The sequence below is a fragment of the Ulvibacter antarcticus genome (assembly GCF_003688405.1).
Classification (GTDB): domain Bacteria; phylum Bacteroidota; class Bacteroidia; order Flavobacteriales; family Flavobacteriaceae; genus Ulvibacter; species Ulvibacter antarcticus.
This window is the reverse complement of the sequence record NZ_REFC01000019.1, coordinates 14,805-31,997: the sequence shown is the minus strand read 5'-3', so window position 1 is coordinate 31,997 and position 17,193 is coordinate 14,805. Positions and strand designations below refer to the sequence as shown.

At 36.0% G+C, this 17,193-nt stretch carries 17 protein-coding genes and 2 tRNA genes; 3 read left to right on the top strand and 16 right to left on the bottom strand.

The features are described 5' to 3' along the window. The 12 genes from BXY75_RS17225 to BXY75_RS16935 all read right to left on the bottom strand — a co-directional run. Nucleotides 1-206, bottom strand: a 206-nt coding sequence (locus BXY75_RS17225) for a DUF6090 family protein (protein ID WP_245963005.1), incomplete at its 3' end; no start/stop codon positions are given. A gap of 280 nt (nt 207-486) precedes the next feature. Beyond that, on the bottom strand, nt 487-2,277 hold the full coding sequence (locus BXY75_RS16985; protein WP_211331841.1) for an NACHT domain-containing protein: 1,791 nt from the start codon (nt 2,275-2,277) through the stop codon (nt 487-489). Between the two features lie 65 nt (nt 2,278-2,342). Continuing rightward, a complete protein-coding gene (locus BXY75_RS16980; RefSeq protein ID WP_121908974.1) occupies nt 2,343-3,524 on the bottom strand; it encodes a tyrosine-type recombinase/integrase in 1,182 nt (393 codons plus the stop codon). Between the two features lie 110 nt (nt 3,525-3,634). Further along, nucleotides 3,635-4,330 carry a lycopene cyclase domain-containing protein gene (locus BXY75_RS16975; RefSeq protein WP_121908973.1) on the bottom strand — a complete coding sequence of 232 codons (696 nt, stop codon included), beginning with the start codon at nt 4,328-4,330 and terminating at the stop codon, nt 3,635-3,637. Between the two features lie 3 nt (nt 4,331-4,333). After that, nucleotides 4,334-4,783: a sterol desaturase family protein gene (locus BXY75_RS16970; RefSeq protein ID WP_121908972.1), complete on the bottom strand. Its 450-nt coding sequence runs from the start codon at nt 4,781-4,783 to the stop codon at nt 4,334-4,336. 182 nt (nt 4,784-4,965) lie between these two features. Continuing rightward, entirely contained in the window at nt 4,966-5,808 is an 843-nt protein-coding gene (locus BXY75_RS16965; RefSeq protein WP_121908971.1) for a phytoene/squalene synthase family protein, read from the bottom strand. 2 nt (nt 5,809-5,810) lie between these two features. Further along, complete coding sequence (locus tag BXY75_RS16960; protein ID WP_121908970.1) at nt 5,811-7,274, bottom strand: phytoene desaturase family protein; 1,464 nt, start codon at nt 7,272-7,274, stop codon at nt 5,811-5,813. Between the two features lie 54 nt (nt 7,275-7,328). Beyond that, entirely contained in the window at nt 7,329-8,240 is a 912-nt protein-coding gene (locus BXY75_RS16955) for a MerR family transcriptional regulator (protein WP_121908969.1), read from the bottom strand. A gap of 111 nt (nt 8,241-8,351) precedes the next feature. Next, complete coding sequence (locus BXY75_RS16950) at nt 8,352-9,110, bottom strand: hypothetical protein (RefSeq protein WP_121908968.1); 759 nt, start codon at nt 9,108-9,110, stop codon at nt 8,352-8,354. 37 nt (nt 9,111-9,147) lie between these two features. Beyond that, nucleotides 9,148-9,231: transfer RNA gene (locus BXY75_RS16945), tRNA-Leu, on the bottom strand. 152 nt (nt 9,232-9,383) lie between these two features. Next, nucleotides 9,384-10,079, bottom strand: a complete 696-nt coding sequence (locus tag BXY75_RS16940; protein ID WP_121908967.1) for a LytR/AlgR family response regulator transcription factor — start codon at nt 10,077-10,079, stop codon at nt 9,384-9,386. Beyond that, nucleotides 10,076-11,128, bottom strand: coding sequence for a sensor histidine kinase (locus tag BXY75_RS16935; protein WP_121908966.1), 1,053 nt, complete (start codon nt 11,126-11,128; stop codon nt 10,076-10,078). Before BXY75_RS16935 ends, BXY75_RS16940 begins: the two co-directional genes overlap by 4 nt. A 215-nt stretch (nt 11,129-11,343) precedes the next feature. Between BXY75_RS16935 and BXY75_RS16930 the strand changes: the two genes are divergently transcribed. Continuing rightward, nucleotides 11,344-12,597 (top strand): kelch repeat-containing protein, encoded by a 1,254-nt coding sequence (locus tag BXY75_RS16930; protein ID WP_170152920.1) that lies wholly within the window; start codon nt 11,344-11,346, stop codon nt 12,595-12,597. Between the two features lie 606 nt (nt 12,598-13,203). Here the strand turns inward: BXY75_RS16930 and BXY75_RS16925 are convergent. After that, nucleotides 13,204-13,276 (bottom strand) — tRNA-Lys (locus BXY75_RS16925). 275 nt (nt 13,277-13,551) lie between these two features. Here BXY75_RS16925 and BXY75_RS16920 point away from each other — a divergent pair. Next, nucleotides 13,552-14,073: a shikimate kinase gene (locus tag BXY75_RS16920; protein ID WP_121908964.1), complete on the top strand. Its 522-nt coding sequence runs from the start codon at nt 13,552-13,554 to the stop codon at nt 14,071-14,073. Here BXY75_RS16920 and BXY75_RS16915 read toward each other — a convergent pair. Then, nucleotides 14,065-14,568, bottom strand: coding sequence for a phosphoribosyltransferase family protein (locus BXY75_RS16915; protein ID WP_121908963.1), 504 nt, complete (start codon nt 14,566-14,568; stop codon nt 14,065-14,067). The two genes, BXY75_RS16920 and BXY75_RS16915, sit on opposite strands and share 9 nt — an antisense overlap. Nucleotides 14,569-14,742: 174 nt before the next feature. Beyond that, a complete protein-coding gene (locus tag BXY75_RS16910; RefSeq protein ID WP_121908962.1) occupies nt 14,743-15,114 on the bottom strand; it encodes an RNA-binding S4 domain-containing protein in 372 nt (123 codons plus the stop codon). A 79-nt stretch (nt 15,115-15,193) separates the two neighbouring features. Here BXY75_RS16910 and BXY75_RS16905 point away from each other — a divergent pair, with 79 nt between their 5' ends. After that, complete coding sequence (locus tag BXY75_RS16905; RefSeq protein ID WP_121908961.1) at nt 15,194-16,111, top strand: FKBP-type peptidyl-prolyl cis-trans isomerase; 918 nt, start codon at nt 15,194-15,196, stop codon at nt 16,109-16,111. A 97-nt stretch (nt 16,112-16,208) separates the two neighbouring features. Here BXY75_RS16905 and BXY75_RS16900 read toward each other — a convergent pair whose 3' ends face one another. After that, on the bottom strand, nt 16,209-17,162 hold the full coding sequence (locus BXY75_RS16900) for a transketolase family protein (RefSeq protein WP_121908960.1): 954 nt from the start codon (nt 17,160-17,162) through the stop codon (nt 16,209-16,211). Between the last annotated feature and the right edge of the window lie 31 nt (nt 17,163-17,193).

The following is a 17,193-nucleotide window of genomic DNA, read 5'->3' as shown; positions in this document are numbered from 1 at the left end:
TCAGTTTTTGCATCTTCAATCAATGAAAAAATGTATTGCGTCTCACTATTACGTTCTGATTTTTTTTGATTCCAATTATTTAAACTCAATGCGATCAAAATCCCAATAACGACAAGCGCAATTTCGCCAATTGCATAAATCAGATATTTACTGAATTTATTTTCGGTCAGCATCTTTTGGCGAATTTTTCGGAAGAATTTTATCATTAGAGGTTAGTTTCTCTAAAGATATGATAATTACTCAATTGTATTTCCAAATAATGAAGCACAACGGGTTTGTATAATAATCGTGGCGCTTGGCGCAGCGTGCGGCTTGAAGCAGCGACAGTACTTCATTTCTCTTCTTAGTTCCAATTATTCGGAGCTGCGTGAGACTCAGAAGGGCAAGCTTCCTCGATTTTTCAGAAACCAATATAGTCAAATATTTGTAGTAAACATAGTACTTTGCAGCCCAAAAGCCATGATTATTATACGGTGTTCTACGCAGTTATTCTCTGCTTAATAAATCGTCAATGTTAGATTTTTTCTTTTTAATTGTCATATCCCAATTCATAATCTTTTTATCGATTTTACTCCTAATTTCCTCCACAACTTTATCAATTCCATTTTCCAAAAGAAAATTTAACATTTCTTTATTTTTGACTAAAGTTGGTGGTCTTTTAACATCACCTTTAATTTCTTTAACTTGCTTGTCGTAAAGTTTAACAAAACCTTTTTCACAATTGTTCTTTTCTGGAAAAAACCAAATATCAGAGTAATCATAGATTTCGCAAAAATCTAATATTGCATTTTGAAAGTTTGCGTGTCTTAAAATTCTTAAAGTTTTTTCACCTTTTTTATCATAATCTCTTTTCCAGAGTGTCGGATTTATAATCTTGAAATAAGATACAACTAATTCTTCTCCTTTTTTGTCTTCTAAAGGTTTGTGGATTTTTTTTAATTGTGGAATTAGGAAGTTCGATATAAATATTGTTTCATCCATCTCAAAACATAAGCTCCAAAAATTAAAACTGTAATCAGTACTTGATTCTTCAAGAACTTTGGATAAATTCTGGTATGCTTTATGTTTTTTATCGGTTGGTAATTTATTAATAAATAAGGCGGTAAAATACTCTTGTATTGAACGATGAGGGAAGAAATACTCAAAACCATCTAAGATTAAAATGGAAATTGATGTTCTTAAATCATAAATTAGACTTTCGGTATTATAATCGTAATCAGACGAGGATTTTACTTTATCCAGAATGTCGGTTAAATATTCATTCGTAAATGAATATTGACCTTCAATTAATGTTAAATAGGAAAATATGGCCAAAATACCCTCAAAGTCATCTCTTTGTAAACCTGTCATTTTTTCACGAGGGAAACTATTCTTAGTAACTCCATCGTGCCTTGAATAAAGAGTGTCATAGACATTTCTGTAAAATGCGCTTTTTCTTTTAGGAATTTCGGGATGATTTTCAAACGCCATTATAAACATAGAAAGTAATAGTGGATTTCTTAAAAATTCATAGTAATTCTTGTTCTTCGGGTCTAAAACAATTTTTTTAATTCGATCTTTTCTCTCTCCTTCATCTACTATCTTGGATATAAACCCGATAACATCGTCATCATCTAATGGACAGACCTTAAAATCATAAAATCTTGGAAAACTTTCTATACCACTTCCAGGTCTTGTTGTAATTAAAAATTTGTTTTTGGAATATGAATCTACAAATAGCTCAATTTGACGATTTATTTCTTGCTTTTTATCTGAAAATATTTCGTCATATCCATCTAATAAAAACAAAAAATCTCCACTCTCTAATGTTCGTTTAAAAATACCATCACTAGGTTTTACTTTCGATTTTAGAATTTTTTCAGTTATTAATTTTTCTAAATCTCCTTTAAAATCATTTAAGTTTCTTAACTCAATAAGAATAGGTATTCTCTTAGAGTCTTTAATAGTTTGTAAAAATATGTGTTTAATCAAAGTAGTTTTTCCACTTCCAGCAGAACCAACTATCGTGATGTTATTATACTCTGCAAATAAATCATCTAACTTTTCAAAGTTGGTAGTTAAATTTTTATAAGTTGCTTTTATGGGATAATAGATATTCCCAAATCTAACCTTTTCACTTCTGTGTAAAAAAGTATTTGTGAAGTAGTATTTATCTGTTTGGGAATGCAAATAATCTGTAAGTCCAATCTCAAAAAAACTGTCCCATTCATTATTAATCGCCTTGAATCCGTCTAAAATCGGTTTTATTAGGCTTGTAACTTCAATATTTGGTGTCATTTGCATTTCGTTTGGTTTTAATTGCGTAGAACTTGTTATATTCTTACCAAAAGTAGTTATATCCATTATAAATTTCCGGATAACAGTACTTTTTGTTGCACATTATCCCGCTGAGATAGTTCGCGCAAAGCAGTGTCTAACGGACTGTGAATTGCCATTAAATCACGCTTCGCTACATGAGTGTAAATCATCGTCGTCTCAGGTTTACTGTGCCCCAAAAGGGCTTGTATGTACCGCAAATCTGTACCGTTCTCTAATAAATGTGTCGCATAACTATGCCGTAAGGTGTGCGGACTTACATATTTGTTAATCTGTGCTAATCTACAACTATTTTTTAAAAATTTCCGAACGCTGGCAGCACTGTATCTTCCTCCCGATGGGTTTTCTACAAAGAATACTTTTGGACCGTAACTCATAAAATAATTGCGGAATAATGGTAGAAAACTCTCCGCAATCAAAACTACACGGTCTTTTCGGCCTTTTCCACTTCTAATGAACAGCTGTCGCCGGTCAAAATCAAAGCAGTTAAGTCGTAAATCTATCAATTCGCCAATTCGTAAACCTGCCGAATATAACAGGGCCAAAACGGTGCGATGCTTAAGATTTTTGGTAACTCGCAATAGATCAATTATCTCTTCCTGACTCAATACGGAAGGTAATTTTATATCCTTATTAGGTCTTGTTAATTGGCTTTCATCAATCTTACAATCAGGATAAAAAACAGCAAAATGCTTGATGGCACTTACCAACTGCCGGTGCGTACTAATCGAATAATGCCGACTTCGAACCGCCCATTCAATAAAAAGTCGCACATCATCTTCTGTTAGATCATTTACATCTTTGCTATTGGTATACCGCAGAAATTCAAATACAAACCCGCTATAAACAGTAATCGTACTTTTGCTGTATCTCTTGCCCTCCAGATAGTGTACGTAATTCGTGAACGTCGGTTTTCGGGAAGGATGTAATTCTGGTAGTGAGGCTGATTTCGGACTCGATTTGACATTAGGTTCAGCGGTTTTGATCTGAAATGACGAATAGTCTACATTATAATTTCTCTTTTTTAAATAGTTAAAAAGTTTATGTCCATTCTTATCCTTGTTTATGATGTAAAAACATCCAAAAGTCTTGCTAAATGTAATGTCTGGGAATTGCTTCAGATAAGTTTTCAAAGCAGAATTATACGAAAATCTAACGGCAATACATGCCTTTCCCTTATGAGTAATCGGTTCAAATTTAATATTCATGATAGTAGTGGAAGTAAGTTGAAAACCCTTCCGAAGAGATTAAAATAGGGGAGAAGATGTGTCGAAATTAACAATTTCGGTACCTATAAATCTAACTAATATTTTTCAATCTATTTTGTTTTTCTGAAAAAGGATTCAAAATATTCGGTCAATGCAAGCACAGTGAGAAGCATGCTCAAAGCGTAAATAATGTCTTCAACAGGGATCGTTAATAAGCGAATTCCAATATTTTCCGAAGCATTATACCAAACCACAGGGGCTTCGATCCAGCTTCCCGTAAGTATTCCGTTTATAATGAAAAAGGGAATGAGAATAAAAATAAAAGTTGGAAAAAAACTGCGTAGTTGGGCCCTGTTTTTATTGTAAACCAGTCCCAGAATGAGAAGGGCATATCCAAAATTCACTACTGTATACCACCGTTCATAATAGTAAAGCAGCCCAATTATTAAGCCGGTAATGAGTAATATATATATAATATTTGTCGTTTTTTCTGAAAGTAAAGGCTTCGGAAAAAAATACTGTAGTGCATAATGTGTAAACAAACATGCATAAGGAATGCAGATAAAAAATAACCATTCTTCTATAGGAAGGTGAAGCAATTCTACTCCCGTGAGATAGGTGTCATTGAAGCCCCAAAAACCATTTACCGTGAAAAGGATGTCCCAGGGAATAAAGAAAAGCATCATGCACAGTATGGCCGGAAATAATGACCTCCATTTTTTATAAAATGGAAGCTTCGGATGGAAACTAAATAGCAACGGAACAGATATAGAGCCTAGGTCCAGTAGCAGGTACAAATATTCCATACCTTATTTTTTGAAGTATTTCAAAGGAGGTAAAAGCATGCCAAAACATTCCCCTTCTTGCTTTCCAAGATGTTTATGATGCATTTTATGCGCTCTTCGTATCCCTCTCGCATACCAATTATTTGCATTTCGGAATAATTTAAAACGCTGGTGGATAAATATATCATGCACAAAAAAGTACGCAAGGCCATAACAAAATATTCCTAGACCTATTGGTAATCCTGCCCAAAATCCATGGTAGCTCCAACCTATAAAACAGCCTATGCTTACGGCAGCGTAAAAAAGGAAGAAAAAATCATTGCGTTCCCACCAACTACCATGATTCTTGTGATGATGGTCCTTGTGTAAATTCCAAAGAAAACCATGCATCACAAATTTATGAGTAAACCATGCCATAAATTCCATGACGCCAAAGGTGCTGACAAATATTAATATCCAAATTGCAATGCTCATGGTTATTGTAAGGTACTTTTTTGTTTTTACTTCTTTACTTAAAAATCACTCCTTCTCGATACTATTTTTAATTCCCGCTGGTCATCAAAAATCACTCCTTCTCGATACTATTTTTAATTCCCGCTGGTCATCAAAAATCACTCGAAGTGACCTTCTCGTTTCTTACGTCTCAAATCTCAAATTCACTTCACCAGATTCAATTGATATTTCACATAGCTTCGGGTAAGCAATCCGAATTTCTCGTAATTCGGAACACGAATACGGGCGTTCTTGATTTCGATTGCCGGCGTTTGCTGTAATTTTCGTAATAATCGTTTGTAATAACGATAGGCGATAAAGACACCAAATTTCGCCTCTGTTGGTAACTGAAGGATGCCGAAATATCCTTTTCTGAAATCTTCTTCTATGTCTTTAATGATAAGGTCTTTCGATTCTTCATCTAATTCGGCGAGGTTGGTGTGCGGGAAATATGAACGATTTAAACCTTCAAAATCTTCCTTTAAATCTCTTAAGAAGTTCACTTTCTGAAATGCAGATCCCAAATGCATTGCCGAATCTTTAAGTGCTTCAAACTTTTCAGAATCACCCTTCACAAATACTTTTAAGCACATGAGTCCCACAACATCTGCCGATCCGTATATGTACTCTTTAAATTCAGCTTCGGTGTGATAATCTGATTTAGTGAGATCCATTCGCATACTTTTTAAAAATGTATCAATAAGACCTCGATCTATATCGTAGTCATGAACCGTTTGTTGAAAGGAATTCAGAATAGGATTTATACTAATTCCCTCTGCTAGGGCAGTCTCAAGATCACGCTCTAATCGATCGAAAAGTTGTTCTTTGTTGTAATCATGAAAGGAATCCACGATCTCATCTGCTAGTCTCACAAAACCATACACGTTGTGAATATCTTGGCGAATACTGGGTGCCAGCATTTTAGTCGCCATAGAAAAAGAGGTGCTATAGGTGCTGGTAATTTGCTTACTGCAATTGCGGGATACGATGTCGAATAGTTCTTTCACTTTTAGTTAGTTTTTTTTGCGATTAATCCTGCTGCTAATTTTCCTGAAATTAATGCCGGAGGTACTCCCGGGCCGGGAACTGTTAATTGCCCGGTGAAAAATAAATTACGGACTTTACTACTTTTAAGATTGGGTCTTAAAAAAGCAGTCTGCATCAAGGTATTCGCTAAACCATAAGCATTTCCTTTATAGGAATTATAAGCTTCCTCAAAGTCATTTACACAAAATGCCTCCTTAAAGATAACGGAATTTCTAACATTTTGGTTTGTTATTTGTTCGAAACGATCCATGATTTTGTTAAAGTATGTCTCTCTTAGCTCAGCGGTATCTTCAAGCCCAGGCGCTAAGGGAATAAGAAAAACGCCACTTTCTTTTCCGTAAGGAGCTACTGTTTTGTCCGTTTTAGAGGTAAAACTTGCATAGAACAATGGATCTTCAGGCCAGGCCGGATGATCGTAAATTGCACTGGCATGTGCTTCAAAATCTACATCAAAAAAGAGCGCATGATGTGCCACATTTTCTATCTTTTTGTCAAAACCGACATAGAATAGCAGAGATGAAGGTGCAAATACTTTTTTCTCCCAATAAGCTTCAGAATACTGACGAAATTTTTGCGGCAATAGCGTTTCCGTATGATGGTAATCGGCACCACTTAATACAATATCGAAGGCGTGGTATTTTCCGTCGATAACAACTCCCGTGGCAGTCTTGTTATCGATGCTAATTTCTTCAACAGCTGCATCTGTTTTAATAGCTACCCCGAGACTTTCGGCCAGATCTCCCATTGCTTTAACGACGCTAAACATACCGCCTTTAGGGTGAAATGTTCCAAGTCCGAAATCTGCGTAATTCATAAAACTGTAAAATGCAGGAGTGTTTGAAGCTTTTGCTCCCAAAAATAAGACAGGGAATTCCAGAATTGAAATTAGCTTCGGATTACTGAATTCTTTCCGTACTTCTTTACTGATTGTACTAAAGAATTGTCCCAGCTTTTTAAATGTTTCTACAGTCACCAATTCCAGTGGGGATACGCCGGGTCGATATACCAAATCTTTAATCGCGATCTCGTAATTATGTGCCGCCTTATCGATAAATTTCTTGAGTTTTTTAGCGCTTCCGACCTCTACATCTTCAAATGTGGCGTATATTTTCTGAAGGGAATCTCCAATCGCAATCGAATCATCTCTACCGAAGTACACTTTATAGGCAGGATTGAGTTTAATTAGTTCGTAATAATCTGAAGGCTTTTTTCCGAAGTCATTGAAAAAACGTTCAAAAACATCGGGCATCCAATACCAGGAAGGTCCCATATCGAAAGTGAATCCTTCCTTCTGAAGCTGACGTGCACGACCACCAATGCTACTGTTCTTTTCAAAAATAGTCACACTATATCCGTCCTTTGCAAGATAGGATGCAGCAGCGAGAGATGAAAATCCCGATCCGATAATGGCGATGCGTTTACTCATTTTGTTTAACAATATTATAATAAAATTAAACAATAATAAGAGTAATGTGAAATTTTAGTATTTTTTTAGGGTATTCAATTTTAAGCTAAGTTGCTCAAGACTAGGGATGATCATTACTTCGGAAGGAATAGATTCCAAATCTATTTGTTGCACTTTACTACCTAATAACCACAAATTACATATTTTTTCATCACAGAGCTGTGCTTTGTATTCTGAAATGTAATCATAGATGCTTTTACCTTCCGGATGCATGGTTACATACGAAACGAAGGTAATATCCGGGTCTTTTTGCTTCAGATTTTTAAGGCTCTCCAATGGAATATTTGCGCCTAAATAAATGGCGTTAAATCCGGCCGATAAAATTTCGAAGTGGCAAAACAATAGTCCGATTTCATGAATTTCAGAATAGGGTAGAAACAATGCAAACTGCATATCACCAGACTTCTTAAAATTCTGAATCTGAAGATCGATATTGATAATTACTTTCCTTTTTACCAATTCTGAAATAAAACTTTCATGGCAAGGGTCAATAGTACTAGTTTGCCAGAGGGTTCCTATTTCGGAAAGTAGGGGTATAAAAACTTCGTGAAAAATTTCTTTGAACGATTTTTTAAGACTGAGTTCCAGATAGGTTTTAGAGAATAGCTGCTCGTCAAAATCGAACATTGCTGTTTTAAAAGCATTGAGAGCATAAACATCCTGGTTTAATTCGGACTTTTCCTTAATCAATGATTTTATTTCCGACTCGTCTAATTCTGCTATTCGCGAAATTTTGTATCCATCTTTGTACAGGAAGCTAACATTGAGAAGTCGCTTTAAGCTGTTAAGATCGTAATAGCGAATATTAGTTTCGGTTCTTTCCGGCTTCAGTAATCGATACCGTTTTTCCCAAATTCGTATAGTATGTGCTTTTACACCGCTTAAATTTTCCAGATCGCGAATGCTGAATTGTGTTTTGACGCTCATACTATTATAAGAAATATTTAAAGGGTCAAGGTACTAAAAAGATATTCATGTTTGATACATTCAGACTAAAAGACCTAAAATTAGACCTTTATAGTTATTTCCTAGTGCTTTCTAATTTGTGTATTGAATATTGGCGGTGTAGATTTTGACTTCATTTGTTTCGAGAACGGTAGCCGTCACAGAAGCCGAAGTAGGGTAATTGTCTGAATTATATACATAATCGGTTACCACTGTTTGCAATACGGTTCCATTTTCATCACGATAGACTACTTCCGAAGGATTATTTACTGGCAACAACGCTCTGGCTTGCACTAATTGAGCCGATTGAGGGTTAAGGCCTAGATTAAAATCTACACCGTCCAGCACTTCAATGATTCCGGCCGCTTGCATCGTGAAGAAAAATGGGTTGTGCGTAGTTTCGTAGCTTATATCTGCAGTATGTTCAAATATCTCATAGCTGCTAGTAGTATAATTATATTCCTCATACAGATAAATGATGCGAGTAGGGTTTCCATTGCTGTCGTAACTTTCTACAGCGCCAATATCATACGAATCGTAAGGAGATTCATAAAGTTCGGCAATTGTAAGATTGTCATTTTGCCCAGTAATATTGGTTAAACTACCGTTTTCGTATACAAATAAACTGTTATCGGTACCATCGCTCACACTACTTAATTTGCCATTCGCATCGTAAGAGAAATTTACATTTTTATTTTCGTTGGAATTTTGAGCAGAAACGATAGATATCGAAGACAAATATCTAGGAGTAATATCTCCATTTGCTTCTTCAAATTCGTCTGAAGCTGATTTGTCACAGCTCAGAACTGAAAAGGCACAAATAATAAAAAAAGTAATGTTTAAAAATCTCATAAGGGGTAAAAAATATGGGGTTGTTATTTAAAAAGAGTACCCGGAATGGGACTTGAACCCACACGCCCTAAAGGACACATGGCCCTCAACCATGCCTGTCTACCAATTCCAGCACCCGGGTGGATACTTAATGCGATTAACGGTTAAACCGAAGCAGGCGCAAAGGTAAAAAAAAATGTGAAACCTAAGGATTTATCTTATGCAGAACTTACTTGATTGAAAGACTATGAGTTGGCATATTTCGGACTCGTATATTTCCTTGAATTTATATTTTTATTTAAGACCTAAAGCGGCATGTACGTTATTTTTGTAGCTACGGCCGATAGGTAAATGTTTTCCGCGTATTTCGATTTCCTGAGCATCTACAAAATCTATCTTGGGTACGGCTACGATGTAAGAACGATGGATACGAAGAAAACTGTCGGGTAACTGTTTTTCCAACTCACTGATTGCAAAACGAGTTTGTATTATGTTCGTTTCAGTTACAATTTTTATGTTCTCCCGCTGACTTTCAATATAGATTATAGAATGAAAAGCAATGCGTGCTTTCTTTTTGTTCACGGTGAAAAACAATCCTTCGTTATTTATTTCTTCGGAAGGAATGAGATCTTTGTTCATTTGGTTTGCAGCTTTTTGAACGGCCACCATAAATCGACTAAATTCAATGGGTTTTAAAAGATAGTCCAGCACATTATAATCATAACTTTTTAATGCAAATTCATGATAGGCAGTGGTAAGAATTATCATTGGAGGGTTTTTCAAAGTGCTTAAAAAATCTAACCCCTTTAGTTTCGGCAAATGTATATCGAGAAATATTAAGTCAATTTTCTTTTCATTTAATATGTTCATAGCGGCAATGGCATCTGAACAGCAATTCTCTAGTTTTAAAAATGGTACCTGGTTTATGAAATCTACCATGACCTCAGTGGCCAGTGGTTCATCTTCTACAACGATGCATCTAATGGTCATATCTTTTGGTTTAAATCCAATGAAAGTTTAGCAATGTATTTATGGTTTTCTTTATTAGTCTGAAGCTTATACACCCGATACATTAACTCCAATTGCCTGTGTAAATTTTTTAATCCAATGCCATTTTCTTCATATTCTACAGTACTTGGCTCGAAAGAGTTTTCCACGCTATATTCCAATTGATTTTGAAAAAGCTTCAGTTCAATCGTTATTAAGATAGCATCGGTAGATTGGCTTGCACCGTGTTTAAAAGCGTTTTCCACAAAAGGAGTCAAAATATGCGGCATTATTTGGGCATTCAGATCATCCAATTCATATTTAAAATCTATGGTTAGCCTATCGTCATAACGAATTTTGTGTAATTCGATATAATCTTTTAAAAAATCCAGTTCTTTCTCAATAGAAATATACTGAAGCTTCGTTTCATACATCACAAAACGTAGTAATTTTGAAAGTTTTAGAACTACTTCCGGAGTTTTATCCGATTTCTTTCTTGCTAAGGAATAAATGTTATTCAAGGTGTTGAATAAAAAATGTGGGTTAATTTGTGACTTTAGCAGGTTTAATTCAGTTTTCAATTTTTCCTTTATTAACAAATCTTCTCGTTCACGAAGCCTTTGGCTATTAGACATTTGTTTCAAAGCTATTGCCAGGCAGGCGATGAACACTTTGTCCATAAACGAATTTATTATTCCTTGAAAAGCAAGGGTTTCCACTATATCGACGTCCTTGTAAATGGTAGGCAAAAACAGATAAACTATAATGAGTTGCGCCAAAATGCTAAATAAAATAAGTACTGCACTAAGCGAAAAAATCAACTTCCACCGATTAGGTCTTTCGACAGTATACTTCGACAAAAAATGAAACATGATATAAACCATCGGCAGCTTAATTGCCAAAAGGATTATGGTTTCAGCTATAAAGGACATTTTGAAGGCTTCCCAAACAGATAAATTGTATTGGTTCAACATCCATAAAAAGTCTGTATAGACTTCAAAAGAATGATATGCCAGCCAAAAGAAAACATGTTTTACCCATCTTTTTTGCATTGCATAAAAATAAGGTATTGCACTTTAATTTTTCAGAAATTGCTACAAACAACCAATTTGAATCTACCAACGACCGTTTTCGATGAATTTATGTAAAGAATAACCGTTCGTAGGAAAAAAAATGGTTTCTATTGATGAATAAAGTGTGTCTGTAACGGTTTGAAATTAGTGGCTTAATTATGAATTAATTTTAGATGAATTCTAAATCAAACATCATGAAAAAACTACTATTTCTCCTTGTATTTATTTTACTCACATTTCCAAATATACATGCACAATGGAACTCGGGTGCCGATATTCCAGAGCGAATACGTGCCGGGCAAACAATAGGCTATAGCAAAGATGGAGATGGTTATCTTTTTATGGTTTCTGGAAGGAATCAGGATGGTATCATTACACCAATTACACAGCGATATCAGGTTAGTACCAATACTTGGACGAATGTTGCTCCCCCGCCCACTCAACTTTTAGGAGGGTCTATAGCAGTATTAAAAGATACCATTTATACTATTGGCGGACTCCTAACTACACCAGGAAATGCTATAAAAACTGTGCGTAAATATAATATTGCTACCAACAGCTGGTCCTTGGCAGCAGATTTTCCTCGAGCTATTGTGGATGCAAGAGCAGTGGCTTATCAAGACAGTTTGATTTATGTGGTTGGGGGGTATCAACACAAAACGTATTTGTATAACAGCAATTACAATCGTTGGCGGGAAGCGACACCTATGTTGCCGCCGGGCAGTAGTATAAGCTGGGGAGGTTTTGCCATTAACGGGAACAAACTCGTTTATATGTGTGGAAGCGACAACTTTATGTCTACTAATTATTGGAATACAGTATGGGTTGGGACCATTGATGCGAATGATCGATCAATAATTACTTGGGAAGAAAAAACTCCTTTTCCCGGGCAAACCAGAACTTTTTTTGAAGCACAAACATGGAGGGATGGTATAATCATGACAGGCGGAAGCACCGACAATACTTTTAACACCTATTCAGATGAGACATATTTCTATAATCCCGACACCGATATTTGGCATCAATTAGCATCAAAACCTACATCTTGGGTAACAGGTAACAGTGGATCAGTTTTTATTGGGAATACGTCAAAATTAATCTGTGCTTCAGGGTTTCAAACCGACTATCTTTTTGAGACGGAAATTTTTTCACAAGAAGGCACTCTTTCGTTGCAGGATTATTCAGAAAAGCATTGTGGTATAGAATATTTTAAAATTTTGAGAGGCAGTGTAATAAAACTTAACCTTTGCCTTACTGAAGATGGTCCTATACAAGTAATAATTAGAGATGAACAAGGCAGAGTTATAAAAAAGATTGAACCCGATGTAGAAACCGGTAGCAACTATTCAATAGCTTTTGATGGATTAGATATTGGAAATGGGATGTATTTTTGCACCGTATTGCAGAATGGTAGGTCAAAAACTAAAAAAATGTTGGTTCTCAATTAATAGCAAATTGGTCATCTCACTACAAAGGCAAAAACCTGCCAATCAAAAGATTAGCAGGTTTTTGTTGTAAACAGTAAATGTTTTTGTGACCTGGCTGGGGCTCACCTCGACTACGCTCGGCGTAAACTTCTCGCCATCAAAATTATGCATAAAAAAACCCGATGAATTACATCGGGCTATATCTTAAAAGTGACCTGGCTGGGGCTCCCCTCGGCTGCGCTCGGCATAAACTTCTCGCCATCAAATTTATGCATAAAAAAACCCGATGAATTACATCGGGTTATATCTTAAAAGTGACCTGGCTGGGGCTCACCTCGACTGCGCTCGGCATAAACTTCTCGCCATCAAATTTATGCATAAAAAAACCCGATGAATTACATCGGGTTATATCTTAAAAGTGACCTGGCTGGGGCTCACCTCGACTGCGCTCGGCATAAACTTCTCGCCATCAAATTTATGCATAAAAAAACCCGATGAATTACATCGGGTTATATCTTAAAAGTGACCTGGCTGGGGCTCACCTCGACTACGCTCGGCATAAACTTCTCACCATCAAAATTAAGCATAAAAAAACCCGATGAATTACATCGGGCTATATCTTAAAAGTGACCTGGCTGGGGCTCGAACCCAGGACCACCTCCTTAAAAGGGAGGTGCTCTACCAACTGAGCTACCAGGTCATGCTTAAAAAGCAATTTATTCTGACCAATTTGCAGTATTAAATATCCTGCTAGGCGGGTGCAAATATACTATCATTAAATTTATTTTTCCAAGCTATTTTAAATAAAATTTTTGGATTATTTTGAATCGCTTTGGAAATAAGGGATTAAGCTTGTTTTTTTTCTGAAATGCCTATTGTTTTTATAAAAAGTATCCTCTGGAAGTATTAAATTATTACGACATTTGGAAGGCGATTCTTTCAAAGAATGATCAATTTGAATATTAAAATGTAAAAATGAAAGTAGTTTTAGTTGGGTATATGGGAAGCGGAAAGACTTCAGTAGGTAGAGAATTGGCTTCCAAGCTAAATTATGCTTTTGTCGATCTTGATGATTTTATAGAAGCTTCGGAAGAGATGTCGGTGAGCCAATTGTTTTCTGAAAAAGGAGAGATATATTTCAGAAAAAAGGAAAATCAGTACTTAAAGGAACTAGTGAGAAGTGAAGAAAAAATTGTTTTAGCTACCGGAGGAGGAACACCTTGTTACGGGGATAGCATGGATTTTTTAATTTCCGAAGAAAAATGTGTTACAGTTTATTTGAAGACTTCAAATGCTGTTTTGAGCGAGCGACTTTTTTTAGAAAGAAATCATCGTCCACTCATTTCACACTTAGAAAATGAACAATTATTAAATGATTTTATTCGGAAGCATTTGTTCGAGAGAGTATTCTACTACAATAAAGCCGAAATAGTAGTTGATACAGATCAACAATCACCTCAGGAAATCTCTGAAGCAATAGTAGTTAGATTATTCTAAGACTGCTCTATCGTTATTTTTCTCAAAGATTACAGATACATTTTCATTAAGGGAAGTCGACAATGAAATTCCTTTAAAATCTGCTTTCACAGGGTATTTTTTGTGATTTCTATCTACCAGTACCGCGGTTTTAAACTGTTTCAAAGGAACATCAAGAAAATGTTTCACTCCATATATTAATGTCGTTCCGGAATGAAGAACATCGTCTACAAGTACAACCGATTTGTTTGTATAAGCTTCAGGCTTTAATGAAGTAGTTATTGGCGAAGTAGGCGATTTCTTATTGATAATGACCTCGCACAATTGAACTTTTATAGGTGAAATTTTTTCGAGTGCAGTTTTAAGCTTTTTTGCAACCAAAAAACCATTCTCCTTTATTCCTGCTATGATCACCTCCTTTTCATCGACATTAGTTTCATAAATCTGATAGGCAATACGTTTTAATTTATGAGCGATCTGTTTTTTATCAAGAATAACCGTTTCAGTAGAAGTCATCGGAAAAATGTTTTTTCAAAGATAATGAAAGAAGTAAGAAGAAACCCGTAAGAAGTTCTTGAAAACAAATCACACTTAAAAGAAGAAAACATCATTAAAATGTATAGTTTTCAACTAACAACTAACAACTAACAACTAACAACTAACAACTAACAACTAACAACTAACAACTAACTATTCCTCCCCGTCGATATAACCGTCAATTTCTCTACGATCCTTTTTAGTGGGACGACCACTACCTTTTTTACGATAATAATCTTTAGAGTATTTTAGTAATTCATTTTGGGCAAAGGCTTCTTTTGGTGTGGTATCTAGTCGATAAATGTCTACAAGTTTAGCTCCAAGACGGCTCTCGGGTACATCCAGCACTTTTAAGGTGTAATTTATTTGGTTCTTTCGCACCCCAATTGTATCGCCGGGATATACTTCCCGAGATGGCTTTATCACGGCGTCATTTACGCGTACACCGCCTTTCTTACACGCTTGAGTCGCTAGACTTCGTGTTTTAAAATATCGAACGCACCATAAATATTTATCAATTCTCATAACATTACTACAAAACTTACGTTAATCACATCAGCAAAAATAGGAGAAAATTGTATCTTGCACCCGCAAAAAAAAACGAATGAAAAAAGTATATTTCTTATCAACAATAAGCTTGTTACTATTATTAGTAGTGAGCTCATGTAAAAAAGACGATGGAATTGAAATCACACCACCTCGAGATCGTAGTGTTGAGGTTGGTCCGTCTACAGCTGAAATTGAGACTTATTTAACGACTCATTTCTATAATTATGAGGAGTTCGCTAATCCACCGGCAAATTTCGATAAGAAAATCCGATTTGATACCATTGCAGGAGCAAACGAAACTAAAACTCCGTTGAAGGATCAAGTAGCCTTTAAAATGGTGACAGATGGATTTGATACTAGTGTAGAATATAAATTGTATTATTTGGTAGCGATTCAAGGAGAAGGAGAATCTCCTAATTTCCCGGATGTTGTATTGACGAATTATGAAGGGACTTATCTTAACAATGAAAGTGGGTTTAATGTGTCTGACGTTTTCGATGGTTCTGTAACCCCGGTTAGATTTGATCTCACGGAAGTTGTTACAGGTTTTCAGGAAGTATTAGTTGAGTTTAATACCGCCTCAGGATTTACCATTGCAGGTGATGGTTCAATATTGTATGAAAACTTTGGTGTAGGGGCTGCATTTATTCCTTCTGGATTAGGCTACTACGCTTCCTCACCTCCAGGTGTGCCATTTTATTCTCAATTGGTATTTACATTCCAGTTAATGGAAACTGAAGTAGGTGATCAGGATGATGATATGGTTATTTCAATATTGGAAGATTTAAACGGAAACGGAAATGTCTATGATGATGATACTGATGGGGACCTTAGTCCAAACTTCTTGGATTTTGATGACGATGGCGACTCTAGATTTACAATAGATGAAATCATTGTAAATAGCGATGGAACTATTACTTTTCCGGATTCTGATAATGACGGAACACCGGATTATCTGGATCCTGACAGCTAGAATAAATTATATTCTATATAAAAAAAAGCCTCGGAATTCCGAGGCTTTTTTGATTGGGCCAAACTTGCCAAAAAGCAAGTGAGGGAGCAAAAAAAGATTACTTGCGTGCAATCACTTTTAATGCCGCTTTCACGATTGCATCGGCATTTAGACCATATTTTTCCATTAGTTGTTCGGGAGTACCGGATTCACCAAAGGTATCATTAGTAGCTACAAATTCTTGAGGAGTTGGGGTATTTTCTGCTAAGACACGTGAAACACTTTCGCCGAGTCCACCTAAATAATTGTGTTCTTCAGCAGTTACAACGCATCTTGTCTTTTTAACGCTATCCAAAATAGCTTTATTGTCTAAAGGTTTAATGGTGTGTATATTTAACACTTCCGCCTTGATTCCCTGCTCGTTCAATGTTTCTGCAGCGAGAAGAGCTTCCCAAACTAAATGTCCGGTTGCTACGATAGAAACATCAGTACCTTCTTGTAAATGTACCGCTTTTCCTATTTTAAAATCTTGATTATCTGGTGTGAAATTAGCCACTTTTGGTCTTCCGAAGCGAAGATACACAGGGCCATCATGTTTCGCAATTGCGATTGTAGCCGCTTTAGTCTGATTGTAATCACAGGTATTGATTACAGTCATTCCCGGAAGCATCTTCATTAATCCAATATCTTCAAGGATTTGATGCGTAGCGCCATCTTCTCCCAGTGTTACACCAGCATGAGAAGCACAAATCTTCACGTTTTTCCCACTATAAGCAACACTCTGTCGAATCTGGTCGTACACACGGCCGGTCGAGAAATTAGCAAAAGTACCTGTAAAAGGAATCTTACCACCAATGGTCATCCCTGCTGCCATACCAATCATATTGGCTTCAGCAATTCCTACCTGGAAGAAACGTTCGGGATGATTTTCTTTAAAGTCATCCATTTTTAAGGACCCGGTTAAATCGGCACACATTGCCACTACATTTTTATTGGTTTTCCCCAATTCTGTGAGTCCATCTCCAAATCCTGATCGCGTATCCTTTTTTCCTGTATCTGTATATTTTTTCATATGTCTGCTCTTAATAAGAGGGTGTCTTTAA

Excerpts from the sequence above, each read along its gene's own strand:
- BXY75_RS16985 (WP_211331841.1), bottom strand. The coding sequence starts at position 2,277 with ATGACACCAAATATTGAAGTTACAAGCCTAATAAAACCGATTTTAGAC.
- BXY75_RS16975 (WP_121908973.1), bottom strand. The coding sequence starts at position 4,330 with ATGGAATATTTGTACCTGCTACTGGACCTAGGCTCTATATCTGTTCCG.
- BXY75_RS16930 (WP_170152920.1), top strand. The coding sequence starts at position 11,344 with ATGAAAAAACTACTATTTCTCCTTGTATTTATTTTACTCACATTTCCA.
- BXY75_RS16935 (WP_121908966.1), bottom strand. The coding sequence starts at position 11,128 with ATGCAAAAAAGATGGGTAAAACATGTTTTCTTTTGGCTGGCATATCAT.
- BXY75_RS16970 (WP_121908972.1), bottom strand. The coding sequence starts at position 4,783 with ATGAGCATTGCAATTTGGATATTAATATTTGTCAGCACCTTTGGCGTC.
- BXY75_RS16980 (WP_121908974.1), bottom strand. The coding sequence starts at position 3,524 with ATGAATATTAAATTTGAACCGATTACTCATAAGGGAAAGGCATGTATT.
- BXY75_RS16955 (WP_121908969.1), bottom strand. The coding sequence starts at position 8,240 with ATGAGCGTCAAAACACAATTCAGCATTCGCGATCTGGAAAATTTAAGC.
- BXY75_RS16940 (WP_121908967.1), bottom strand. The coding sequence starts at position 10,079 with ATGACCATTAGATGCATCGTTGTAGAAGATGAACCACTGGCCACTGAG.
- BXY75_RS16910 (WP_121908962.1), bottom strand. The coding sequence starts at position 15,114 with ATGAGAATTGATAAATATTTATGGTGCGTTCGATATTTTAAAACACGA.
- BXY75_RS16905 (WP_121908961.1), top strand. The coding sequence starts at position 15,194 with ATGAAAAAAGTATATTTCTTATCAACAATAAGCTTGTTACTATTATTA.
- BXY75_RS16960 (WP_121908970.1), bottom strand. The coding sequence starts at position 7,274 with ATGAGTAAACGCATCGCCATTATCGGATCGGGATTTTCATCTCTCGCT.
- BXY75_RS16915 (WP_121908963.1), bottom strand. The coding sequence starts at position 14,568 with ATGACTTCTACTGAAACGGTTATTCTTGATAAAAAACAGATCGCTCAT.
- BXY75_RS16950 (WP_121908968.1), bottom strand. The coding sequence starts at position 9,110 with ATGAGATTTTTAAACATTACTTTTTTTATTATTTGTGCCTTTTCAGTT.
- BXY75_RS16900 (WP_121908960.1), bottom strand. The coding sequence starts at position 17,162 with ATGAAAAAATATACAGATACAGGAAAAAAGGATACGCGATCAGGATTT.
- BXY75_RS16920 (WP_121908964.1), top strand. The coding sequence starts at position 13,552 with ATGAAAGTAGTTTTAGTTGGGTATATGGGAAGCGGAAAGACTTCAGTA.